Here is a 4,657-nt window from a genome sequence, read left to right on the forward strand (position 1 = left end):
CAGATCGACGAACTGCTACCCTGGGCCTATCTCGCTACCCAAGAACGCTGGCGCGTGGCCTGAGAACATCGCTTACGTTGGTGGTGACTATTCGGCTATAAGTCTTTGATTTGGCTTGGTGAGCGCGCTGGGGCTCGAACCCAGGACCCCGTGATTAAAAGTTTTAATTGACCTATTTTTATAGCCATTCCTGACGTTGGATGAAGCTCAATAAACCTCTGTAAATCCAACGTAATCCAACCGATGCCCACTTGATTTTTTCTCGCCAATAGCGAGATTGCTGGCTATATAGTGGCTATAAATTGGGGTGGGCATGGCAAGCGTCAAGATCACGACCGACAACGTGGCGGCACTGATGAGGTCGGCAATCCCGAGCAAGACCGCGTATTATTTCGACGACGACCTAGCTGGCTTTGGCCTGTATCGAACCACGACCGGGACCGGGACCTACTTCGCGGAATTCCGGCCTGTTGCAGGCGGCTCCAAGAAGCGCCTGAAACTCGGACGCGTTGGTGTCCTGAAGGCGAACGAGGCTCGCGAGGCGGCCCGCAAGGCCATCGCTAACGCCACGCTTGGGACCGACCTCGCGAAGTCCCGCGCCGACGAGCGGGCTGGAGTGACGGTGGCTGAGCTGATGAAATTATACATCGCGCGCACACGCGATAAGCGCAAGGCCTCGACTGCAGACAGCTATCAGGGAATTGCCGACGTCAACATCATTCCGCACATCGGCACACACAAGGCCGCTACGGTAGCCCTTAGCGACGTGCAGCGCATGCATAGCAAGCTCGGCGCGGCCCGCGGGGAGTATGCGGCAAACCGTGCGGTGGCTGTTCTCAAGGCCGCTTACGCCTGGGGTGGCAGGCACGGCCCACCGAAGTCGAGGGGCGCGACCTACGTACCTAAGGGCATCAATCCAGCATCAGGTATTGACCGCTATGAAGAGCACGCGCGCGACAGGCCGCTAACTGCTGCCGAACTGCTTGCCATCGGCAATGCCATGATAGAGGCGGAGACCATCGGCCTGCCCGTGGACGCCGGCACGGCGAAGCACGCGCCGAGGGGGCAGAGGGTTGTCATGTCACCCTACGTCACTGCCGCGATCCGCTTGCTGATGCTGACCGGCGCTCGCCTGCGGGAGATACTTCATTTGCGGTGGGATGAGATCGACCTCGTGCATGGGGTACTTCGGCTGCCGGATTCCAAGACCGGCAAAAAGATCATCTTTTTGCCGACCGCCGCTACCGACATCATCAACGGCCTAACAAGACTGGGCGCATTCGTTATCGCGGGAGAATCTGCCGGTGCGAAGTACGAAAGGCCTCGCTCCGATTTAAAGAAGCCGTGGGCCTCGATCCTTAAGCATGCTGACGTGAGTGGAGTCAGAATCCACGATCTAAGGCATGCGTTCGGCGCGGCCGGCGTCGGTGAGCAAATGGGCCTCCCCGTCATCGGCGCGCTGCTCGGGCACCGCAACGCCTCGACCACGAAACGCTATGCCAATGCGGCTGACGACGTTCGTAGGCGCGCAGTTGAGCAGATCGGCGGGAAGATCGCTGCCGCGTTGGGAGGCGGGTGATGGCGCCGCCGGACGATGATGGTTTCGATCCGGTAGGAGAAGCGCTGTCGCGATCGCCCATTCGCGTTGACGACTCCACCACCCCGGAATCGCTAGAGCTTGAATTGCAGGAACGTCTTGACGCGCTGCTTGCACATCACAACGGGTTGGAGCCAACCCTTGAGGGCTGGCGCGATTTAGCCTTGGCCTTGGCGCTTCGATATGAGCCGGCCTTCCAGATCGAGACGCCGGTTGATCGCGACAGTATGGGCGGTCGCCCGGCGGGTTGGGCGGGGTTTACCATCCGCTCAGCTACGAAGGCCGAACTGCGAAGGGGCGCCAAGAGCCAGCGCGCGGCGGCTAAGGTGGTGGCGGAGAGGTTCGGCCTGTCGCTGAGCCGAGTTCAGAACATAATGTCAGACCCGCCGTCGCCCCCTGATGTACTCCGGCGGCGCAAGTATGAACTGGTGGTCGAGAAGGCCTGTGGCATGGCCGCCAAGAAAGTGTCCCGAGAATAGGGGAGTTTTATCGGGACACCGCGATGCGTAGTTTGCCTCCATGGCAATCCAATGGAGGCAACCGTGGCGAACATCAGGACGGCGGAGGCGGCCAAGTATCTCGGCCTCAGCAAGAGTTTTCTCGACAAGGCCCGCATCTACGGCGGCGGCCCGGCCTTCATGAAGTTCGGGACCGCGGTGGTTTATTCGACCGACGACCTCGACGCCTGGGCGGTTTCGCGCAAGGTCGCGAACGACAACACCAAGGCAGGCGAGGTGGCGGCGTGAGCGAGACGGCAATCAGCACACCAAGCATCAGCGAACTGCGCGCTCGGGCTGCTGGCCTTGGCTATTCCAAGATCGACAAGCACGGCGACGAATATTGGCTCATCGGTGCAGACGGTGAGCGCTGCTGCGTCGTGGGGCTGGATGGTGTTGCGAGCCACCTTGATGACGTGGAGGCAATCCGGGGCGGCGCGGTCAGGGTGGTCACCACGGCCTGCGGCACGCCCACGTATGCGCATGATAAGGACGGCGAGGTGCCGCTTGATGATCCGTGGGTGGTGGAGGCGCTCGGCGCTGAGGGCGGGACCGAGAAGCCCGATTTCGACGCGATGAGCGATGAGGATCTGGCGCGACATGATCAGCGTATAGGCAACGTTGGCATGAACGCCGACCAACACAAGCGGCTGGAACGTGCCTATGCGTCACTTCGCAAGAAGGCGGAAGGTGCAGAGATATTTTCTCCATCGCGCCGCCGCCCTGCGAAGGAGACATTATCTAGCCAGGCAATCGACGACATCCACATCCCTCCAGGCCGCCGTGCGCTGGACGAGAACACCGTAGTCAACTTGATGCGGTCGATTGAACGCCTCGGATTACAGTCACCGCCGTCCATCCGCTTCGCAACCGTGATGATTGACGCCGAGGAGTGTGACGGTTGGCCGGTTCTCGTCGCCGGCCGCCACCGACTTGAGGCAATGCGCCGCCTCGGACATATGTGGATCACATGCATCGCGCTCAACATCAGCGACGTTGACGCCGAGCTTACCGAGATATCCGAGAACCTACATCGCGCAGAACTGACCGTCCTCCAGCGAGACGAGCAGATCGCTCGTTGGATCGAGTTGACCACCATCAAGCCCGATATCTCGGATGACGATGCTAAACCTGCGCAAGCTGCACAGGTTTCTGGCGGTCGCGGCAAGAAGGGCGGCCTCAGCGAGGCGTCTCGCGAACTTGGCATTGAGCGCACCGATGCTATCCGCGCCGCCAAGGTCGCGGCGCTCTCGCCAGAGGCTAAGGCCGCTGCCGTAGACGCCGGTCTCGATGATAACAGGTCGGCGCTCCTAGAGGCGGCTAAGCAGACTGAGCCGGAGAAACAGGTAGAGGTGATCCGGGAGTTGTTTGAGGCCAGGGCGGTGAGGGCCGCAGCCAGCGCAAGCCGCGCCTTGGACAAGCTGGCGTCGCGAGAGCGAGACAAGGCGGAGTGCGTACATCTCTATAGGAATGTACAGGATGCTGAGGCGGCGGCGGATCGAGGCAAGCTGGCCGACGACGAGGACGTTGGTCAAGCAAACCTCCGCAACATCCTGCTCATGAACATCGCGGCGGCGATCCAGGCGGCATCATATCAGGGACCGGTAGATGACGAGCTTGTCGCCAAATGCGGTCGCGTCGCGTCTGCCTGGCTTGATCTCGCGGATGAACTGCGAACGCGCCTTACCGGCGAAGACCAGCAGCAAGCGGCCTAAAGCTCGATCGGCCCTTCTGCCGAGAGCATCGCCCAATAGGGCAACCCCATAGAGGGGACCCCCGTGAAAATCCTAAACATCCGCCCGGCACCGCCTGGCTCAACGACGATTGCGCACGTCGACATCGAATTAATCGACGGCGTCAAACTTTACGGGCTTCGCATCTCGCGGGCCGATGACGGCGCGTATCGCGCATTCGGCCAGAACTCCGAGCGCGGACGAACCTGCGCATTCTCACGCGATATCGTCGCGCAGATCGCCGAAGCAACTCTTTCAGAACTCTCATTGACGGGCCATAGCACACATGACCGCACTCGCCCTTAACAACGACGACACCAACGACATCGCCGACCTTCGCCGCAAACTGATTGAGAACGGCTATCCGCACATTCCCGTTCTCGATAAAGGCCCGCGCATTCCAGGCTGGGCGAAGAAGCGCATTACCGCCGGTCAGGTGGACGGATATCTTCGCCAATACCCGGACCACACCCGAACTGGCATCCTCTGCGGCAACGATCTAGTTGCAATCGACATCGATACTCCGTCGGAGGCAGTCAGCGAAAAGCTGATTGAACGGATGACCGAGATTGTGCCGGTGGCTGCGCGGGCGCCGCGCCGTACTGATAAGGCGCCGAAATGCTTATTTCTGTTTCGTGCCACTGAGCCCGGCGACAAGAGCGTCACGCCGGAGTTCATGATCGAGGGCGCTAAGCACCAGGTCGAGGTTCTGCGCGACGGCCAACAGTTTGTTGCGATGTGAGGTCAGACGAGTTGCCCGCCATAACCAACAGTGAGATCGCCGCGTTTCTTTCCGAGGCCGAAACTATTCTCGCTGGCCTTGGCGAGCG

6 protein-coding genes are annotated in these 4,657 nt (G+C 60.7%); all 6 read left to right on the forward strand.

Annotation, left to right across the window (positions count from 1 at the left end; genetic code table 11):
• Positions 1-313: 313 nt before the first annotated feature.
• The 6 genes from AC0L3X_RS46500 (at position 314) to AC0L3X_RS46525 (ending at position 4,569) form a co-directional block, all read left to right on the forward strand.
• Positions 314-1,579 carry a tyrosine-type recombinase/integrase gene (locus AC0L3X_RS46500; RefSeq protein WP_473317549.1) on the forward strand — a complete coding sequence of 422 codons (1,266 nt, stop codon included), beginning with the start codon at positions 314-316 and terminating at the stop codon, positions 1,577-1,579.
• Complete coding sequence (locus AC0L3X_RS46505) at positions 1,579-2,076, forward strand: hypothetical protein (protein WP_354100563.1); 498 nt, start codon at positions 1,579-1,581, stop codon at positions 2,074-2,076. The genes AC0L3X_RS46500 and AC0L3X_RS46505 overlap by 1 nt, the downstream gene beginning before the upstream one ends.
• A 63-nt stretch (positions 2,077-2,139) precedes the next feature.
• Positions 2,140-2,343, forward strand: coding sequence for a helix-turn-helix transcriptional regulator (locus AC0L3X_RS46510; RefSeq protein ID WP_354100562.1), 204 nt, complete (start codon positions 2,140-2,142; stop codon positions 2,341-2,343).
• Complete coding sequence (locus AC0L3X_RS46515; protein ID WP_354100561.1) at positions 2,340-3,809, forward strand: ParB/RepB/Spo0J family partition protein; 1,470 nt, start codon at positions 2,340-2,342, stop codon at positions 3,807-3,809. The genes AC0L3X_RS46510 and AC0L3X_RS46515 overlap by 4 nt, the downstream gene beginning before the upstream one ends.
• Before the next feature lie 63 nt (positions 3,810-3,872).
• Positions 3,873-4,133, forward strand: coding sequence for a hypothetical protein (locus AC0L3X_RS46520; RefSeq protein WP_354100560.1), 261 nt, complete (start codon positions 3,873-3,875; stop codon positions 4,131-4,133).
• Positions 4,114-4,569 (forward strand): bifunctional DNA primase/polymerase, encoded by a 456-nt coding sequence (locus AC0L3X_RS46525; RefSeq protein ID WP_354100559.1) that lies wholly within the window; start codon positions 4,114-4,116, stop codon positions 4,567-4,569. Before AC0L3X_RS46520 ends, AC0L3X_RS46525 begins: the two co-directional genes overlap by 20 nt.
• The last annotated feature ends 88 nt before the right edge of the window (positions 4,570-4,657 follow it).

It is taken from the genome of Bradyrhizobium sp. MI1.7 (assembly GCF_055811795.1).

Coding starts and splice junctions, on each gene's coding strand:
- AC0L3X_RS46500 (WP_473317549.1), top strand. CDS start 314: ATGGCAAGCGTCAAGATCACGACCGACAACGTGGCGGCACTGATGAGG.
- AC0L3X_RS46505 (WP_354100563.1), top strand. CDS start 1,579: ATGGCGCCGCCGGACGATGATGGTTTCGATCCGGTAGGAGAAGCGCTG.
- AC0L3X_RS46525 (WP_354100559.1), top strand. CDS start 4,114: ATGACCGCACTCGCCCTTAACAACGACGACACCAACGACATCGCCGAC.